General features: G+C 41.0%; 17 protein-coding genes. 3 read left to right on the top strand and 14 right to left on the bottom strand.

Annotated features, from left to right (window positions below; genetic code table 11):
• Positions 1-247: 247 nt before the first annotated feature.
• On the bottom strand, positions 248-1225 hold the full coding sequence (locus AC1VNJ_RS14595; protein ID WP_482640987.1) for a carbohydrate kinase family protein: 978 nt from the start codon (positions 1223-1225) through the stop codon (positions 248-250).
• A gap of 455 nt (positions 1226-1680) precedes the next feature.
• Here AC1VNJ_RS14595 and AC1VNJ_RS14590 point away from each other — a divergent pair, with 455 nt between their 5' ends.
• The gene (locus AC1VNJ_RS14590; protein ID WP_025749520.1) at positions 1681-2007 is read left to right on the top strand and encodes a cyclic-phosphate processing receiver domain-containing protein; all 327 of its coding nucleotides are present in this window, start codon (positions 1681-1683) and stop codon (positions 2005-2007) included.
• A gap of 216 nt (positions 2008-2223) precedes the next feature.
• On the opposite strand, the gene AC1VNJ_RS14585 is transcribed toward AC1VNJ_RS14590, so the two are convergent.
• From AC1VNJ_RS14585 to AC1VNJ_RS14565, 5 genes are all read right to left on the bottom strand, one after another.
• Positions 2224-3060 carry a formate/nitrite transporter family protein gene (locus AC1VNJ_RS14585; RefSeq protein WP_482640986.1) on the bottom strand — a complete coding sequence of 279 codons (837 nt, stop codon included), beginning with the start codon at positions 3058-3060 and terminating at the stop codon, positions 2224-2226.
• Between the two features lie 24 nt (positions 3061-3084).
• Positions 3085-3855, bottom strand: coding sequence for a uroporphyrinogen-III C-methyltransferase (gene cobA, locus AC1VNJ_RS14580; protein WP_482640985.1), 771 nt, complete (start codon positions 3853-3855; stop codon positions 3085-3087).
• A 71-nt stretch (positions 3856-3926) separates the two neighbouring features.
• Positions 3927-4253: a nitrite reductase small subunit NirD gene (nirD, locus tag AC1VNJ_RS14575; RefSeq protein ID WP_482640984.1), complete on the bottom strand. Its 327-nt coding sequence runs from the start codon at positions 4251-4253 to the stop codon at positions 3927-3929.
• An 18-nt stretch (positions 4254-4271) separates the two neighbouring features.
• The gene (gene nirB, locus AC1VNJ_RS14570) at positions 4272-6686 is read right to left on the bottom strand and encodes a nitrite reductase large subunit NirB (protein ID WP_482640983.1); all 2415 of its coding nucleotides are present in this window, start codon (positions 6684-6686) and stop codon (positions 4272-4274) included.
• 609 nt (positions 6687-7295) lie between these two features.
• Positions 7296-8042, bottom strand: coding sequence for an SGNH/GDSL hydrolase family protein (locus tag AC1VNJ_RS14565; protein ID WP_482640982.1), 747 nt, complete (start codon positions 8040-8042; stop codon positions 7296-7298).
• Between the two features lie 470 nt (positions 8043-8512).
• Between AC1VNJ_RS14565 and AC1VNJ_RS14560 the strand changes: the two genes are divergently transcribed.
• A complete protein-coding gene (locus AC1VNJ_RS14560; protein WP_482640981.1) occupies positions 8513-9004 on the top strand; it encodes a sigma-70 family RNA polymerase sigma factor in 492 nt (163 codons plus the stop codon).
• A 100-nt stretch (positions 9005-9104) separates the two neighbouring features.
• Here AC1VNJ_RS14560 and AC1VNJ_RS14555 read toward each other — a convergent pair whose 3' ends face one another.
• From AC1VNJ_RS14555 to garR, 4 genes are all read right to left on the bottom strand, one after another.
• The gene (locus AC1VNJ_RS14555) at positions 9105-9584 is read right to left on the bottom strand and encodes a competence protein ComK (protein WP_226701051.1); all 480 of its coding nucleotides are present in this window, start codon (positions 9582-9584) and stop codon (positions 9105-9107) included.
• Positions 9585-9723: 139 nt separating this feature from the next.
• Positions 9724-11082: a GntT/GntP/DsdX family permease gene (locus tag AC1VNJ_RS14550; RefSeq protein WP_034271198.1), complete on the bottom strand. Its 1359-nt coding sequence runs from the start codon at positions 11080-11082 to the stop codon at positions 9724-9726.
• 106 nt (positions 11083-11188) lie between these two features.
• Positions 11189-12628: a four-carbon acid sugar kinase family protein gene (locus AC1VNJ_RS14545; RefSeq protein WP_251626013.1), complete on the bottom strand. Its 1440-nt coding sequence runs from the start codon at positions 12626-12628 to the stop codon at positions 11189-11191.
• Entirely contained in the window at positions 12625-13527 is a 903-nt protein-coding gene (gene garR, locus AC1VNJ_RS14540; RefSeq protein WP_028414246.1) for a 2-hydroxy-3-oxopropionate reductase, read from the bottom strand. Before garR ends, AC1VNJ_RS14545 begins: the two co-directional genes overlap by 4 nt.
• Before the next feature lie 293 nt (positions 13528-13820).
• On the opposite strand from garR, the gene AC1VNJ_RS14535 reads away from it, so the two are divergent.
• Positions 13821-14447 (top strand): GntR family transcriptional regulator, encoded by a 627-nt coding sequence (locus AC1VNJ_RS14535; RefSeq protein ID WP_047751465.1) that lies wholly within the window; start codon positions 13821-13823, stop codon positions 14445-14447.
• A gap of 24 nt (positions 14448-14471) precedes the next feature.
• Here AC1VNJ_RS14535 and AC1VNJ_RS14530 read toward each other — a convergent pair whose 3' ends face one another.
• From AC1VNJ_RS14530 to AC1VNJ_RS14515, 4 genes are all read right to left on the bottom strand, one after another.
• Complete coding sequence (locus tag AC1VNJ_RS14530) at positions 14472-16052, bottom strand: FMN-binding glutamate synthase family protein (RefSeq protein ID WP_482640980.1); 1581 nt, start codon at positions 16050-16052, stop codon at positions 14472-14474.
• A gap of 43 nt (positions 16053-16095) precedes the next feature.
• Positions 16096-17817: a pyruvate oxidase gene (locus tag AC1VNJ_RS14525; protein WP_482640979.1), complete on the bottom strand. Its 1722-nt coding sequence runs from the start codon at positions 17815-17817 to the stop codon at positions 16096-16098.
• A 100-nt stretch (positions 17818-17917) separates the two neighbouring features.
• Positions 17918-18685: a tyrosine-protein phosphatase gene (locus AC1VNJ_RS14520; RefSeq protein ID WP_482640978.1), complete on the bottom strand. Its 768-nt coding sequence runs from the start codon at positions 18683-18685 to the stop codon at positions 17918-17920.
• A 279-nt stretch (positions 18686-18964) separates the two neighbouring features.
• Entirely contained in the window at positions 18965-19717 is a 753-nt protein-coding gene (locus tag AC1VNJ_RS14515; RefSeq protein WP_482640977.1) for a CpsB/CapC family capsule biosynthesis tyrosine phosphatase, read from the bottom strand.
• Between the last annotated feature and the right edge of the window lie 36 nt (positions 19718-19753).

Genomic DNA, 19753 nt, shown 5'->3' with positions numbered 1-19753 from the left:
ATCTTCTACATCAATAAATATATAACGTTTTCATAAATGGTGGTAAAACTGCCATTTCTTGCTACTCGTATTATACTAACACGAACATTTATTATTTAGCTAGAAATTTTTTTGATTATTTTTTAAAAACAGAAAAAATTTTTTTCTTATTGCTCCGCAGCTCGCTTTTTCCTCTTATGTAATCTGCAATCAGCAGAAACGGACGCCTCTGCTGATTGAAAATAAGAAGAGATAAAGCCTTTTCATTTTAGTTAGCTACAGGCTTACAAAATTGCTCTACTACTTCTTTGGCTGGAATTGAACTGATCGCACCTTTTCCAGTTGTTGTTAAGGCACCGCTTGCATTTGCAAAACGTAAAATAGCATCGTGGTCAGAGTCAAGAATAGCCGTTAAGTTTTCTTGTGACACATCGCGGCTTAATAGCTGATAAAGGAATCCGCCAATAAACGCATCTCCTGCACCTGTTGTATCAACAACTGATACTTTGTAACCGTTTGATTCATAGACAGCTTGTTTTGTATAAAGCGTTGCGCCTTCTGCACCTTTCGTGAACACAACTACTTGAACGTCACCTGTAAATAGAGACTGAATCGCTTGCTGTTCATCTTCAATGCCTGTGATAAACGATAGCTCATCGTCTGAAATTTTGACAATGTGCGCTTGAGGAATAAATTCTAAAATCGTTTGACGGCATAGCTCATGGTCTTTCCACAGCGGAAGACGTACATTTGGATCAAAGCTGATAACGCCGCCTTTTTCTTTCATGCTTTTAATCGCTTTCATATGAGCGTATTTCATAGGGCTTTCAACTAAATCAACCGAACAGAAGTGAAGAACATCGTTGCTTGCAAACCACTCAGGGTTAATTTCGTCTTCAGTTAGTAATAAATCTGCTGAAGGATTACGATAGAAGCTGAAATCTCTTTCTCCGTCTTCACGCAGGGAAACAAAAGCTAAAGCTGTGTTTGCTTCTTCTGTACGATAGACCATATCAGTACCTACTCCTACTTCACGAAGCGTATCTACTAGAAAGTCTCCAAACGCATCTTCTCCAACTTTTGTAATAAGCGCTGACTCATTACCGTATGTAGCAACAACTGCCGCAACGTTTGCCGGCGCTCCGCCTGGCACACGCGTAAACGATTCCACTTCTTTCAATTGAAGACCTTTTTGAGCTGGAATCATATCAATTAATACTTCACCGATACTAAATAACTTACCCATTCTATTCACCTTACTTTTCTTTTTTGTCATATTGTCATACTATGTTCCAAAAAATCCTTAAATCAAATTATACGTCCCAAACATCTTTTTCGTAAAGAGAAATTTCCAATTTATTTTAAAAAAATCGCAAATTATCGTTTTTTTCTCACAATCTTTTATTCATTAAACCTTTTCCATCCCTTGTCAAATATGGGATTTAAATGACCTTGTTAAACAAAGATCACAAAATAAAAAAAGTTAATTTCCAGTTTAAACTGTCTCTCTATTGATTTTTCGTTCGACATCTCTTTCCTTATTTCCTGTTTATTCGCCGTGAATATGCAAATAATGATAAAAATTCGTGTTTTTACCCCTATTTAAGAAGGAATAGCTTAAAATGTGTCGAATAGACTTAGGTAGGTATATGACATTATGTATGTTACACTAAATACAAGGCAAGGAAGGGAGAATCAGTCATGAAAATCAATGTTTTTCTAGACGACTATCGCAAATGCCCTGACGGTCATGTTTTAGCCGAAACGATTGATGAATGTATTGATCTGCTAAGATCATTCGATGTTGAACATTTATCACTCGATCACGATTTACTGAGTAAGACACGGAATGGATTAATGCTCGTGCATTTTATGGTAAAGCATCATTTATATGCCGATCGAATTACAATTCACTCCGCTAATCATTCAGGCAGCAAAGCAATGTACAACTGCTTTAAGGATGCTCAAAAAGAGCATAAAATGCCAAACAACATTAAAATTCTAAGATGCCCTCTGCCTCTTCGATGATACCTGCACCCTCACACATTCATTTCAACAGAATCTGTCCGGATTCAATTCTCACAGACTTCCTGTTTCTATAAAATGAAGAACAATACTGCTTGTTCGATACGTATAGATGTGAATACGCTTTAAGCAGTTTATATTATATAGAAGAAACCGCTCTAAAATACCGTGATGTTAGCTTTAAAAAGCTGACTATATGGTACAAAGAGCGGTTTTTTGCTATTTAGACAGTTTAGCAGAATCCAAGTCAGCTGAGAGAGCAGCCGGCTTTTTTTTAACTTCTTTTAGCTGCCTAGCGTTCACGAACCAGTAAATGCTTCCTACAAACAGTCCTCCCCCTACGATGTTTCCGAGCGTAACAGGAATCAAGTTATGAAATAGTCCAGCAGCCGAAATCGCCTCAGGATGCGGAAGTAATAAAGCTAGGCCAAGAAACGTCATATTTGCCACGCTGTGCTCGTATCCTGAAGCAACAAATGCAAACAGCATCCAAAAAATAAGCATGATCTTTGCCGCATCGCTTTTAGTGCGCGCAGCCGTCCAAATTGCCAGACAAACAAGCCAGTTGCAAAGAATGCCGCGAAAAAATAAGGCACTAACCGGCAAATTCATTTTTTTAGCTGCCAGCGTCATAAGTAAATGGTTCGGTTCAATTGCTTTAAACAAACCGGTTCCGGTAATTAACAAACAAAGCCCAAACGCGCCTATCGCATTTCCGATAAAACACCACGTCCAGTTTTTAAACGTATCTTTCCATGTCGTGACTCCCGATAGCGTACTGACTGTATAAACCATATGATTCCCCGTAAACAATTCAGCTCCTGCAAATACGACAAGCAGGAGAGCAACAGCAAAAGATAACCCCATCACAAGAGAAACGACCGGTAAAGAAGCAGAAGCTAAAGGCGCTCCTACCGATAGAGCTAATATAACGCCAAGTCCTACGTAAACACCCGCTAGCACAGCTAACAGCAAATAACTCGGCAAATGCTCATTCACAAGCTTCGTCTTTTCACGGGCTAACTCATTCATTGACTGCAGTGAATTCTTAAACAAAAGCGTTTCCTCCTTTTATTCATCTTAGACGCATACTTTTTCTTCTGTTTTTTTCAAAAACCAAGAAAGAGCAGAAGCTTGCTTCACCACTTCACCAATCACAATCATCGCGGGATTACTCACTTGCTGTTCAGCAGCCGTGTCTACAATTGTGCCAAGCGTGCCCGTAACCGTGCGCTGATAAACCGACGTGCCTTGTTCAATAAGCGCGACCGGCGTATCCGCGCTTTTTCCGGCGTCTAAAAGCTGACGGCAAATATACGGTAAGTTTTTAACGCCCATATAAATCGCAAGCGTATCAACTCCTTTGGCTAAATGCTCCCAGCGAATGCTTTCCGGCTTGCCGCTCAAACAGTGTCCCGTCACAACGGCAAACGAACGGCTCAGCTCACGATGCGTCACAGGAATTCCAGCATAAGCCGGTGCCGCAATGCCCGCTGTAATACCCGGAACGATTTCAAATGGAATTCTATGCTGAGCAAGCACTTCTGCTTCTTCACCGCCTCTTCCGAAAATAAACGGATCTCCGCCTTTTAACCGCACGACGGTGTTTCCTTTTCTTGCGTAGAATACAAGCAAATCATGAATATCCTCTTGAGAAACGCAGTGATCACCAGGCTTTTTCCCGCAGTAGACGAGTTCGGTTCCTTCTTTTGCATACTGAAGAAGAACAGGGTTCACTAATCGGTCATATAAAATAACGTCTGCTTTTTCTAAACATTTGGCTGCTTTTATCGTTAGTAAATCTGGATCTCCTGGTCCGGCTCCTACAATGTACACTTTTCCTGTTCTCATTTTTGCTTCGCTCCTTTTAATGTGTCCCCTTGAATTTTTGTGGCGCGTTGAAAATCAACGCGCCACGGCACTTATTCTTCAATTAAAAGATACAGTAAATCTCCTTCAACAGACGTTTCGTACGTGTCGACACATCCACTGTCAGGCTCTTGCACGTTACCGTCATGCAAGCAAATTTTCCAGTCGTGCATCGGACAGAACACCGAGTCGCCGCTCACGATTCCTTCACTTAGCACCCCGCCTTTATGCGGACAGCGATTTTCAATTGCCCGTATTTTTCCGCTTGATAGCTTAAACACCGCAATTTCTTTTCCGTTTACTTTCACTGTTTTACCTAGGCTTACCGGAAAATCATGAATCGACCCTACGCATACTTTTGTAATATTTTTATTCACCATCTTTATTTCCCCCCAGCTTTATGATGTGACAACTGTTTCGAACAGCTCTTTTTTCGTCTTTTTGCTTTCGACGATTTCTTTCCAAGGATCACGATACGTAGATAACGCTTCGTCCATACGCATATTCAGCTCTCTTCTCGTCTGGGCGTCATCAAGCACGGACTGAATATGCGACAGTCCCATCCGCTCAATCCATGCAGACGTACGCTCTAAGTAATTAGCCGTTTCTCGGTAATACTGCAAATAAGCTCCTGTGATGTCCATCAATTCTTCGTCTGTTTTTACTTTATACAATAAATCTCCGCCGCGAAGATGCGTACCTCCATTTCCGCCCACGTAAATTTCCCAGCCGCCGTCAATTCCAATAAAGCCAATATCTTTAATACCTGACTCAGCACAGCTTCTCGGACAAGCAGATACAGCCATCTTTACTTTATGAGGCGTCCATAGTCCTTCAAATTTTTTCTCAAGCGCAATTCCAACGCCCATTGAATCCTGCGTGCCAAAACGGCAAAACTGTTCGCCGACGCATGTTTTCACCGTCCGCAGCGACTTACCGTACGCGTAGCCAGAAGGCATATCTAACTCTTCCCATACGCTAGGCAAATCTTCTTTTTTAACACCAAACAAATCAAGACGCTGCCCACCCGTCACTTTTACGAGCGGAATTTCATATTTATCAACAACATCTGCAATTTTTCGTAAATCTTCTGCATTTGTGACGCCTCCGTACATCCGAGGAACCACAGAATACGTGCCGTCTTTTTGAATATTTGCGTGCATGCGTTCATTCACAAATCGTGATTCGCGTTCGTCAACGTATCCGGTTGGATTCACCATACCTAAATAATAGTTTAGCGCCGGACGGCATTTTGAACAGCCTTCTTCATTATTCCACCCAAGTACATTCATCACTTCACGCGTATGCGAAAGGCCTTTTGCTTTAATTTCTTCGACAACTTCATCTCGTGACAGAGTCGTACAGCCGCAAATCGCTTCTTTTTGAACCGCTGCGTCAAAGTCAGCGCCAAGAGTATGCTGAAGCACTTCCGCTACAAGCGGTTTACATCCTCCGCAGGAGCGAGAGGCACTTGTACAAGCTTTGATTTCATCAACCGATGAGCATCCTTGTTTTTGGATTGCTTCCACAATCGTACCTTTGGTTACGCCGTTACAGCCGCAAATAATATCATCGGCGCTCATGCTTGCTACTAAGCTTTCACCCGTGCTACCGCCAGACGGCTGTAAAATCGACACTTTTGCGACATCGGATACATCTTCTTGCTTTTGAATCATTGAAAACAGTCGATTTCCGTCGCTGCTGTCTCCAAAAAGAACGGCTCCTACGATTTGATTGCCTCGCAGAACAAGTTTTTTATAAATACCGTCTTGTTCATCGAACACTTTGATTGCTTTTTTCTCTTCATCTTCCGTGAAGTCTCCTGCCGAAAACACTTCAACACCTGATACTTTTAGCTGCGTGGATAAAACCGATCCTTCATAAGGCACTTTTTCTGCCCCGCAAATCGCTTTTGCTAATGCTTTTCCTTGTTCATACAGAGGTGCCACAAGTCCGTATACCATTCCTCTATGCTCTGCACATTCTCCAACCGCGTAGATGTTTGGAATATCTGTTTGCATATAGTCATTTACAACAATTCCTCGATTTACGTTAAGTCCCGCTGCTTTTGCAAGCTGAACATTTGGCTTAATTCCAACGGCCATCACGACTAAATCAGCGTCTAAAAATGTACCGTCTTTAAAAGATAATCCTTCAACTCGCTCATCGCCGACGATTTCCGCCGTTTGTTTTTCAAGCAAAAACTTCATGCCTTGTTTTTCTAATTCATTTTGAAGCAATTTGCCGGCTGTTGGATCGAGCTGACGTTCCATTAAATACGGAGCTAAATGAATCACAGATACGTCCATCCCCAAATTTAACAGTCCGCGCGCTGCTTCTAATCCAAGCAGTCCGCCTCCAATAACCGCTGCTTTTTTATACTGCTGAGAAGCCTGCAGCATTTCATCCGTATCTTTTATATCGCGAAAAGCCGTAACTCCTTTTTTATCAGACCCTGGAATCGGAAGAATAAAAGGAAGAGAGCCCGTTGCTAAAATTAATTCATCATACGATTCTACTCTGCCGCTGTTTGTCGCTACTTCTTTTTTTACTGAATCGATACTAGTAACCGTTTCGCCCGTATATAATGTAATATTGTTTTCTTGATACCAGTTCCAATCGTTTAACGTAATGTCTTCAACATTCGTATCTCCTTGCAGCACTTTTGATAGTAAAATACGATTATAGTTCGGATGCGACTCGCTTCCGAAAATCGTAATTTCAAACGCTTCGCTTGAAACCTTCAATACTTCTTCAATCGCTCGAACTCCAGCCATTCCATTTCCAATCAATACGAGTTTCTTTTTTTGCATCTTCCATTCCTCCCCTGGCGTCTATACCTGCTTGTTTCAAAGATATATTTCCTATGCATCTTTAAAGATACATTTAAGATATATGAATTTTCTGAATCATTCAACTTATGTGTTAGGTTTTCTAACACATTTATGGTATGTATGCGATTCCATTGCTTTAGCAACAAGCAAAAAAATAAGTGGTCTAATTACGTTTTAATTTGGATCATCCTTTGCATTTTTTGTGATATTTTTCACAACATTAATGTAGCAAGAATAAATAACCCAGGCTATGATAAAAATCACTCCTAAATGTTGATATGCCAAAAATAAAAACCCGAAAAATTCTTTATAAAGAATTTAAAAAAACAAACTGTTCTTTATAGTATTTACTATCTTCCTTTGATTCTTTATAATGAATAAGAAAAAACCTTTATTAAGAACAGAACGGAGAATGAGCATGCCACTCGTAAACATCAAGAAGGTTTGGACCCCTTTAGAGATTTTTGGCTTTAAGCTTTATAAGTGTAGAGATACAAAAAACTACTACTATAAAACGAGAAAAAGCCACAATCTAGCAAAATTATAAAAAAAGCAAGCTCTATTCCAAGAGGAATAGAGCTTGCTTTTTCATTTTCCCGTAAACAAATTTATAACATAATTTCCCCACACTTCATTTCCTTTTTTCGTTAAATTACCGCTGTCTTTATTTATATATTCTCCTAAATGAAACGGCCAAATGAGTGAGTGATTCATATAATACACCCAGTTTGCTTCGGATACTCCCCTGATCGCTTCTACCCCTTCTTCATAGGACTCGGTTTGTGAAATATATGGCTGTGACGGCTGAATCATAAGGGTTTTTTTCAAGTCTTTAAGCTGATGAATCAGCTTGTCTGTATTTTCAAGCGTATCATCTAGCGTAAGGTGCTGGTAGTCATTTTTAAGAGGTGCTTCAAACAGAATAATGTTTGGCTGAAGCTGATTAATTCGATTGGCAATATGTGAGGATAAAAGCTCATCCGTTGTCCCGTTACCATATGAAAGTGTTTTAACCGTAAATACATCACTTCCATATGTAGCTGCTAGCTCTTTTTTTAACTGCTGAGGCCACCCTGCTTCCTTCACGGATGTGGCAATTACAAGAGTCAGAGGTTTTTTATTTGCGATAGATGACTGGATTTGCTTTGTGATAAAGTCTGGAAGATTTTTTGTATAAGCAGATACATCAGAAAACTGTTTTTCTTTATGTACAACAGCCGTGTTTACTTCACTTGCCTGCGCTTCCGTTTGCTCCTGCCAGTGCTGCGTCCCCGCATACATCACCGCCCCGCACAAAATAGCCGCCGCCACATTTATCCCAACCATCGCCTTCATTCAATCTCCCCTTTACCCATTTTTAAAAACTACTATATCCTCTCCACCAAACTTACATTCAATAGAATAAACAAAAGGACCAACACAAAAACACTCCACTGAATTTGCCCAAAAAGGTTCACATATGCGGCAGGCGCAAACCCGCAAGGGAGGGTGACTGCCGCTTAGGTCTAGCAACTCTACCATCACCGCTCTTCCGTGATGGTAGAGTTACTACATCGATAATAGATATAGAAATAATTATAGATTAGTAGAAATTGGAATGGGGGACCTTTCGTACGTAAAATCTCTACAAATACACGTATACTTCGCATATTTCCTAGCGAAACGTGAAGTTTCCGGGGAAATTACGTCACGTTTCTTAAAAAGAAAACATAATGTACGTTCATTCGCACATGTAATCTTCCCCTTGTACAGTAGAGATACCGGCGGAATACAGCAAAAACGCGTTTTTGAAAAAGGAAGACTACATGCAAAAAAGCTCGTTTGATCAAATTGCTTCATCTTTTCATCCATTAATTGTGTCGATGATTAAAAAATTTCATATTTACAAAGACTACGACGAATATTATCAAATTGCGTTGATTGGTTTATGGAGAGCGTATCAAAAATTTGACGAAAACAAAGGATCTTTTTCTGCTTATGCCTACACAACCGTGCGCGGTACGATCCTTTCTCATTTAAAAGGCACCATTTTATACGAAGAACGGGAAACACCGGCTGAGCAGAACCTGCTTTCACTAAACGAAGATCTCGCCCTTCCCGTTCCGCTAGAAAGTGAAATCATCGAGCAGCATATCGAACACTTAACAGGAAGAGAAAAAATCTATGTACTCGAACATCTGCTAGAAGGCTACTCGTATAAAGATATTGCCTGCAAATATAGAGTCTCCACGGGAGCCGTTAAAAACTGGGGAAAAGCAGCTCGCAAAAAGCTAAAGGCCTCGCTTCTTCAAGAGTAAGAAAAAGAGGAAGCTTATGATAAGCTTCCTCCTTCCATTCATATGTGTAGTCCAAACGATTGTTCATATGTAGGACAAGTTTATTCGATAAATCGAACGATTATGCCAAGACAACCGGACTTTCTAAACAGTAATTACGAATAACAGCCGCTCTGGCCAGCTTTTTTTCTAAACTATAATAAGAAAGCTTCACTGGAATGAACGTTCCGTCTTTGAAGTGAATTAGCATGGAGGTTGGATCCACTGTAGCAAGCGTGTGTGAAGTATGAACATGAGAGGCAAAAATCCAAGCGCAGCCATAGTCATTTGGCGAAGATGTCGGAAACGCAATGATGGCTTGGGAACGATTAATAACAAGCGGCGTAAGCTGTTTGTATGGAAACATTTTTCGAACGGCGGCAATAGATCCCTTAAACGTACTTAATTCTCGAATGCACGCTTCTTCTAATAATTGCTTACACGTCTTGCTTAGCATGTATTCTCCTGCTTCATCTAGCACCTTTGTGCGGTGAATAGGATCATTCACTGGAATTAATGCTTTTGTCGTCAAACCAATTTGATACTTTTCATCATTTGTCATACATCTACCCCCTTTGCTACTTTATAACTATTCTATACTATCGAAACGGGAAAAATCTAGTCTTTTTTTCTCATTATTTGAAATATTTTGAATGTATTTCAAATCCAAAGAAAAAAGCGCTGAAGCCAGCGCTTTTCTTTTAAATAAAAATGTCTAAAATAAGAACCATTGCAAACGCTGCAAATGATAGAATCGTTTCCATCACTGTCCACGTTTTTAACGTTTGAGCCACTGACATATTGAAGAATTCTTTAATTAACCAGAAGCCAGAATCATTTACGTGTGATAGCATTACAGAACCTGCGCCTGTTGCTAGTACTAACAGCTCTGGGCTTACGTTTGGCATAGTTGCTGCAATTGGTGCTACAATACCTGCTGCTGTTGTCATTGCTACTGTTGCTGAACCAACTGCTGCACGAATTAACCCGGCAATCACAAACGCTAGCACGATAGGAGAAAGATGTGCATCTTGAGCAAATCCTGCAATTGCGTCACCTACACCGCTTGCTGTTAAAATTTTATTAAAACCGCCGCCTGCACCGATGATTAAAATGATTGAAGCAACGGGTCCAAGACATTCGTTTGTAAATTTTAATAAATCATCTTTGTTGTACCCTCTTGCAAAACCGAACGAATAGAAAGCAAACACTAGCGAAATTAATAGCGCAACGATTGGACTTCCGATAAAGTTTGTTACATAGCGAATCGTACTTGTTTCTGGATAAACAAACCCAGTGATTGTTGCTAAAAGCATTAATAGTACCGGCAGTAAAATCGTGAATAACGTAATTCCGAAGCCAGGAAGGTCTTTATGCTTCGACTCTGTGAACTGCTCCATAATTTCACCCGTTGGCTCTACGTGAACACGGCGTGAAATGAACGATCCGTAAATCGGACCTGCCACCGCTGCAGCTGGAAATGCCACAACTAATGAATACAAAATCGTTTTACCTAAATCTGCTTTAAAGATATCCACCGCTAGCATCGCTGCTGGATGCGGAGGTACTAAACTGTGAACAACGGCTAAACCGGCAATTAGTGATAAACCGATTTTAATAAGCGACGTACCCGTATGTTTGGCAATTACAAACACAAGCGGAATTAATAACACAACACCAACTTGGAAAAAGACCGGGATACCGCAAATAACGGCTACAACCATCATTGCCCAGTGTACGTTCTTTTCACCAAATACTTTAATTAACGTGCGGGCAATACGCTCGGCTCCGCCTGACTCTGCCATCATTTTACCTAACATCGTTCCAAGACCAAGAACAATCGCGATAAATCCTAAGACGCTCGCTACTCCTTCTTGGAAAGCCGTTACGATATCAGGCAGCTTCATTCCTGAAATAAGACCCATAAACAAAGCCGCGAGAATTAGCGCTACGAACGGATTTGTTTTAAACTTAGCAATTAAAAAGATAAGTCCAACGATCGATACAATTGCATACAGCAAAAGACTTGCTTCATGACTTAATCCGAATACTGAATTCATATGTTCATCCCCTTAGTGTGACCATTTTTCATGTACGTACATCCAAATAATGTATACGCTTTCAAATATTTTCTAAAGTGAACGCACCTCGTACGTTCACTTCTTCCTATTTACTTAATAATTCAACTGTTTCACGAAGCGTTGTTTTGGCTCCGACGTTTCCAGGGAAAATGATGTACGCAATGCCTGGAAACTTGCTTTCCTCTCCCGTTACCCATACCGGAATGCCGGGTTTGATTTGTCCAGCTACCGTCGCACGCTTTACAGATAAGCCGTTTACGCCAATATCACTTGACGTAATGCCGCCTTTTGCGACGATAAAGTTTGGACGAACGTTTAAGCGGCGAACAATGCTTGTAACCGCATCTGAAATTTTCACCGATAATTTAAGCTCTTCTTCTTTTTTCCCTTCGCCAAGATCTAAGCGCTCGCGTCTTGTATACACAGCTACCGTTTGACCTTGTGAAATAAGCTTCTCTGCTTCATTGATAATACGATTCACTTCTTCTTCAAACTTTTCAGGTTCTAAGACAAGATGACAATCAAATTCAATAAATTCAATGAAGCTGCATTTCTTCAATTCTTCTAACTGCTCTGTTGTTTTTTTAACATGCGAACCAACCATAATTAATCCGCCGTTTGACGACTTTTCTTTAATGAGCTCTTCTTTTGTTAAAAGGTCTTTGTCGCTCACGCCGCCCATTACTTTTGTTAAAGCTGCAGCGCTGCGATACATAAAGTGCTTTCCAAGCTTCATCGCGCGAAGAAGTGCAATCGTCACAACTTTCACATCGACATAATCCACTGCGTTCACGATTACTTTGTTAAAGTCTTTCACTTCCATTAACTGATTGGTAATCGTCACTAAATCAAGTGCACGAATGCTTCCGAGTGAAATATACGTCGTATGACTTGCTTTGAATTTTCCTTCTGACTTTTCTTCTACCCACTCGCCTAAATGAGATTTACTGTAGCCAAACGTACGGTCTTTTGCAAACTCCGTTTCTCCTGCCGGCACTAAGTAGTCTTCATCTTGCACGTAGTGAATGTTATCAATGGTGAATCGTCCGCCTTCTTTAAAGAAAGGAAAAATCACTTCGCCGTCAAGCACTTGATTGGAATGCTGTTCAACCGTTTTCTTTAACACTTCTGTTTCTAACGGATAGTGACCGCGAAGAGTCGAATCACCTCTGCTGATAATTAAAAACTCTTTATCTACTTCAGCCGCTACTTCTGTAATAACAGCCGCAATGTCCGCGTGGGCTTTTTCCGTTTCAGAAGCGGTAAATCCGCGTGAATTTGTTAGAATAAAAAACATGGAGTTTTCTTCTAAAAACCCTTGCTTGATGCTGTCTTTGCTCCAATCTGTATAAACAGAAATGCCGTTAACGGTTTGAACACCCGTTGGATCATCATCCAGTACGATGATTTTTTGGTTAAACGTCAGCAGCTCTTCGTCGAGCATTTTCTGTACAAGTGCTTCATCGACCGCTGGAATGTTTTTAAACACGTCGCTTACAAGACGTTTTTCCTGCTGTTTAATCATGCTTCCACCTTCTTTTTCACTTCAACGTTTGCTAATTTTTCATAGTACTGTACAATTCCGCCGTGATCATCACTTGCTTTTCCGTCTACTTTTAACGCATGGAAAATTTCCACAAGCTGACTTGAAAGCGGAAGCGGTACGCCAATGTCATGAGCCGTTTCCATCACGTTTGTCATATCTTTTAAGTTAATATCAATGCGTCCGCCTGCTACAAAGTTGCGGTCTAAAATCAGCGGTACCTTTGCATCTAATACAGCGCTTCCTGCTAATCCGCCGCGAATCGCTTGATACATTTTTTCAACGTCAATGCCTGCCTTGGCTGCTAGTACAAGCGCTTCAGACATCGCTGCGATATTTAAGTTTACAATCACTTGGTTGGCAAGCTTAGCCGTTACGCCGCTTCCATTGTCTCCAACAAGCGTTATTTCTGCTCCCATTGCATGAAGAATAGGTGAAACGCTTTCAAAGATGTGCTCATTTCCTCCGACCATAATCGCAAGCGTACCGTCAATTGCTTTTGGCTCTCCTCCGCTAACCGGAGCGTCTAGCATGTGAATTCCTTTTTGTGCAAGTTCAGCCGCAATTTCTTTTGATGCTACCGGTGAAATGGAACTCATATCGATGATAACGCTTCCTTCTTTGGCGCTATGAATTAACCCTTCTTCTCCAAGCACTACGCTTTTTACATGATGTGAAGCCGGAAGCATCGTGATCATCACGTCGCTGTTCACTGCAACTTCAGCAAGGCTTTCTGCTCCAAATCCTCCTGCTGCTTTCACTTCTTCCACTGCTGCTTTATTAATATCGTAAACCGTTACCTCAAAGCCTGCTTTTAATAAATTGAGTGTCATCGGTTTTCCCATAATTCCAAGTCCAATAAATCCAACGCGTTTTGTCATTTTCGTTTCCTCCCCTTGTTGTATACGTTTTCAAATAGTATTTAAAAAAGAATGTATACGTTAAAATATTTTTCGTATACATTTCTGATAATTTTGTATACACTCATCATATTCGCATTTTATTTATTTGTCTAGCCTTTTTTTAAATGAAATTTATTTCCAAAACCGAAATTTTCCGTCCCACGTTTTCACAAGTTATAGTATGATTTGGGTATACGCGTACAAAATGATAAAAAATAAAGAGAGAAAGAGACGAGATTTCCTCGTGTCGAATGCTAGAGGTGAAGTAAAGTATGTTAAGAAATCAAGGTTCTCGTTCGTCTCATCACCCTTCTTATGAGATGATTCGAGATAAAATTTTAAACGGTGAGCTTGAAGGCGGTACAAAAATCGTCGAAGAAAAATTAGCGAGCGAGCTTGGATTCAGCCGAACGCCGATTCGTGATTCTATTAGACGCTTAGAATATGAAGGATTGATTGTCCGAAAAAAAGTGGTGTCACCAACAGAAAAAGATTTGCGCAACTTGTTTGAAGTGCGAATGCTGCTAGAAGGCTCAGCTTCTAAAGCTGCGGCAACTTTTTTATCTGATAACGAATTAGAAGAATTAAAGGAATGCGTAGACATCGGAAGAAACGGCTCGTTTGAAGAAATTATGAGCGCAAATGAACGTTTTCACGCCATTATTGTGAACGCAAGCAACAATGACGTAATGATTAATATTATCGACCGCATGCAGTCCATCATTTACTTATTCCGTCACACCGTGGTCTTTTACAACCGCCCGTTTTTAATTGACGAACATGAAGACATTTATAACGCAATTAAAGAACGCAATGCTGAAAAAGCGGAAGCATTAATGCAAGAGCACCTTCAAAAAGATTTAGAGTTTTGCCTGCATTTGCTTCAGCGAAGACAATAAAAAAGCTGCCAATCGGCAGCTTTTTTATACGTACATCTTTTCCTTTGCAGAAATATCAGCTAACTGTCCGCTGCTGTTTTTGAACACCACGTGTTTCTTTGAAAACTTCGTTGGCGAATCAATACCGGCTGCTGCCGCTAAATTAAACAACCCTTCACGTAATGACAGCACGTAGTTGCACACGCGGTATGACTTTTCTTCAATAATAAGCGCTTTTTGCAGCTTTGGATCTGTTGTCGCTACGCCCACGGGACATCTGTTATTGTGACAAACCTGCGCTTGAATACAGCCAACAGAAAACATAAAGCCTCTGGCAATATTAACGCAGTCGGCACCCAGTGATAAAGCAGTCGCAACTTTATCAGCCGTTAGCAGCTTGCCCGATGCAAAAAGCTTTACTTCATCACGAACGCCATACTTTTTAAGCAGTTCATCCACAAAAGGAAGTCCTGAAAACAGCGGTACGCCCGCTCCGTCCGCTAATTCTTGAAACGATGCGCCCGTTCCTCCTTCTGCTCCGTCGATCGTAATAAAATCAGGACCGCTTCCTGTCTCTTTCATATACGCCGCCATTTCTTCAAGATCATTTGTGTTTCCGACAACCATTTTAATGCCTACCGGCTTGCCGCCTATATCTCGAAGTTTTTCAATAAACTGGAACATTTCAGGATACGACGCGAACTCTTTAAAACGGTTTGGGCTGTCTACCGATTCTCCTGGCTTTAAGTTGCGGATTTCAGCGATTTCTTCGGTTACTTTTGAACCGTCTACGTGACCGCCTCGCGTTTTGGCTCCTTGAGCGAGCTTAATTTCAAACGCTTTGATTTGCTTCATTTCACTTTTCTTTTTAAATTCTTCCCAGGAAAATTCGCCTTCTTTTGTCCGAACGCCAAAAAGTCCTGGACCAATTTGAAAAATGATATCGACGTTTCCTTTTAAATGATAAGGTGACAGTCCGCCTTCTCCCGTGTTCATCCACGTGCCGCCTGCTCGTCCTAATCCTAGTGATAAAGCCGTAATCGCGTGGTCGCCAAGCGCTCCAAAGCTCATGCCGGATTGACCGATTAATCCTTTTACAACAAACGGATTTTTGCATGAAGGACCTATAACGACCGCCTCTTCATCCCGCAAATAAAACGGATCCGCTTCTTTTTCTTCTCGGTGCTCTCTTCGGCTGAATAAGTTATCGGCGTCCATTTTATATACTTTCGTTTTAATTTTTTGCGTATTATCCGCTTTCATTTCGTCACGTTGCTTTGGAAATACCGCATTACGAATATAGTATCCCGGTTCGCTAAAATCACGTTCTGAGCCAAATCCCATCATTCGGTTGAGGTATTTACCCGACTTAACGGTTTGCTCGTATTGATTTCGAGAAAACGGCTTGCCTTCGTTATTATTTAAAAATAAATACTGACGCAGTTCAGGCCCCATTTTCTCAAAAATATAGCGCATTTTCCCAAGCAGCGGATAGTTTCTCAAAACCGAATGCTCTTCTTGTTTTTCATCTTTCATCCAAAGAATAATAGCAATAATAACCGGCACTACAATGACAAGCATCATGACCGAACCAAAAATAAGTAAAATGATTTCAAATACTCCCATGATATCCCTCCTAAAAAGACTCTCCTATACGGAGAGTCACTGATTAAAGCATTCTGCTTAGTCCTTTACGAAGCGGCGGCATTTCGAGCTCATGTTCTTTAAAGAATTTTTTCATGATGTGCTTCGAATAATTGGCTGCTTGTCCGAATGAAATTTTGCCTGGAAGCGGCGGCTCATCCGCAATAACAACATCAATCACAACAGGAACATTCGCAAGCGCTGCTTTTTCAAACGCTGTTTCGAGCTCCTCGTGTTTTTCAACGCGGTAGCCAATTCCTCCGCACGATTCAGCGAACTTCGCAAAGTTCATTTCACCAAGCTGCGTTTGGTAATCCAAGTGACCTTGAATGGCTTGTTCATATTTAATCATCCCGATTTCACTGTTATTAAGGACGACTACAACGATTGGCAGCTTGTACTTCACAGCCGTCACAAAGTCTTGCATGACCATCGTAAAGCCTCCGTCACCGCATACGGCTACCGATTGTTTTTCAGGATGAGCAAGCTTTCCTGCAATCGCAGCCGGAAGTCCGCAGCCCATTGTTGCCAGCCAGCTTGAAATCACAAATTTTTGATTCGTCATGCGGAAATGTCTCGCCATCCATACCGTCACGTTCCCAACATCAACCGATACAATCGCATCATCATCAACGATTTTTTGAAGCTTAGGAATAACTTGCTGCGGCTTGATTGGCGTACTTACTTCATTTTCTTCTTTTTCTACGTGCTTCCACCAGTTTTCCATATTAACTTGACACTCTTCTAAGAAACGGCGGTTTTCTTGGTAATCTAAATTATGCGCAAGCTGTGACAGCGTCGTTTTAGAGTCTCCGACTAATCCGATAGATACAGGATAGCGTCTGCCGATTTGTGTGGCGTCAGAATCCAGCTGTATTGCTTCAACGCCGTCCGGTAAAAACTCACGGTATGGAAACGAAGTTCCAATCATGATCAGCAGATCGGTTTCTTCCATCGCTTCATACGCCGGCTTTGTACCAATCTGCCCGAGCTGACCTAAATTGTAAGGATGATGATCTGGCAGTATTCCTTTACCCGGAAGCGTAAAGATAATCGGTGCCGCAATTTTTTCTGCAAACTGCGCTAACTCAAGCTTGGCGTGCTTGGCACCCGTTCCTGCTAAAATGACCGGTTTTTTTGCATATTTAATCGCTAGAAGCGCTTTAGCCACATCTTCCGGGTCACTGTGAGAAATGGATTTTGATACATTCGCAACTGGCGTTTTTTCATCAATTTTAATCGTTGAAGACGGAATATCATCTGGAATGACTAATACCGCGACGCCTTTTTTCGCGTAAGCCGTTCGAATGGCTTGCTGCAGCAGATGCGGAAACGATTCAGGCGAATCTACTCGGTGATTAAACACCGACACATCGTCAAAAACACGTTCTAAGTTCACTTCTTGAAACGATTCATTGCCAAGCTTTGCACGAGGCACCTGTCCGGCTAGCACTAGCACCGGTGCACCGTCTGCTTTGGCATCATATAAGCCGTTTAATAAATGAATTGCACCCGGCCCTCCAATTGACAGACACACGCCGATTTTACCCGTGATCTTAGCGTAAGAAGATGCCGCAAGTGCGCCTACTTCCTCATGACGGACTTGAATAAACTCGATTTCATCTTTTTCACTGCGCAGGTTGTCCATAAAATGATTGATTGAATCTCCCGGCATACCGAAAATGTGATCGATATTCCATTCTTTTAATACCGACATAGCTGCTTTTCCAGCTGTAGTTTTTATCATATTCAGCCTTCCTTTCTTTAACTTTGTTTCTATTCCATACCACAATGAAAGAAAGACAAAACAAGGGACTTTCCCATTTTTGTGGAAAAGTCCCTTGTTTTCAGCTAAATAATTTAAATAAACTAAATTTTTTCATCGGCTCAGGGTCTAATTGATGCACCGGACGACCGTCGATAATCGCTTCTGCATTTTCAATAAAAAAATAAAGTTCTGACGCACCGTACATATCGGAAATGTAATCATACGCTTTTGAAAGTGAATAGTCGTGGTAATTGCGAGCATGAACACCAGAGGCAATCACGTGGGCTAAGCGGTATTTAATAAATGTATACGCCGCTTTTCTTTCTTTTTTTCCGTTTAAACCAAGAATACTAGCGGCGCTTAGCTGCACGAGTACGCCTTTTTTAACAAGCTCATACAAACGCTCAGGATGATCTCGGAAAATCGGATGACATTCTGGTGAACGAAGAATCGGCACAACGCCTTTTCTAAGAAGATCAGACAGTATCTTTTCAAAATAAGGTGAGACGTCATAGTCAGGCAGTGAAAGAAACAAATATTTATCGGTGTGATTAAGCGTAAGAAGCTGATTTCGCTCATAGTTTCGCAGAAGTTGAGGCGATAAAGGGACAAGCTGACCCGGTAAGACTTGAAGAGGAATACATGAATTCGTGAGCCACTCATTAGCTGCGTTCACATAGAGAAATAAATGGTGTTTCATAAACTCTTGATCGCTATCATAAAGCGGCGTCGCCACGACGGACTGAACGCCTTGATCCGCTAAGGAGCGCGCCATCTTCAAAAAGCCGTCTACTTCCTCAGGTCCGCTATCGATATTAGGCAATATGTACGTATGAATATCAATCACTTTATTTCCCTCCCTGCGCTTTGTATAGCTCTATTCTACGACGATTTCTAGTGTGAAACTATGTATTCTTCTCGACATTTACCACCACGAACCCCGGAAAACCGCGTACTTTCCTGTCATCTACTTAACTAACAATATTTTACTATCACTCTATGTGAAAACGCAAACATAATTTGTAAAATAAACCCAAATAATGATGAGAAAAGAAGGGATTTAAATAGGTCTTTGTATGCAAATACCCTGATTAAACAGAAGTTAATCAGGGTACAAAGGGAAAATTTAAAAGATTCCTAGGAATTTTGTTTTTTTGATGCGTTCAGGCTCTTGTTTATAAACAGCCTTCCCACTCGCAATGGCTTCAGCATTTTCCATGAAATGATAAAGCTTGCTGTTGCCGTATTTTTTGGACACGGCAGAATAAGCTTTTTGCAGGCCGTACTGCTGGTAATTTTCACGATTCACGCCTGATGCAATAACGTGTGCTAATCCGTGATCAATGAACTGATAAGCTGCTCTTTTAGCTTTACTGCCGTTGCCTCCAAGCACACTTTGTGCAGACAGCTGAACGACTGCTCCATTTTTTACGAGCTTGTACAAATGCGGAGGGTTCTCCACAAATAATGAATGGCACTCAGGCTCATTTAAAACCGGTACAATACCTTTTAGCTGAAGCTCGTAAGCAATATTTTCTAACACTTCAATTTCCACGTCTTGTGGAATGTGTAAAAACATATATTTTTCATTTTCATTTATTGTCATCGTGTAATACTCTTCATTTGATACAATCATATTGGTAGAGGCAATTACTTTTTGACCTGGTAAAACGCTTAACGAAATAGAAGATTTTCTTAACCATTCATTCGCAAGATCGACACCTTCTCTACAGCTGGAATCTTTTCCGTCATAAAGAGGTGCTGCTACGACTTCTGTTACTCCTTGTTTCACTAATACATTTGCCATTTCTAAAAACTCTTCTACACTTTTGGGACCACTGTTCACATTTGGCAAGATATTGGTATATATATCTATCATTTTTTTCTCCTCTTTCTATGCCTCAGATCATGGATA

Source organism: Priestia sp. 3CA3 (genome assembly GCF_056836725.1).
This window is presented reverse-complemented; position numbering and strand designations above follow the sequence as displayed.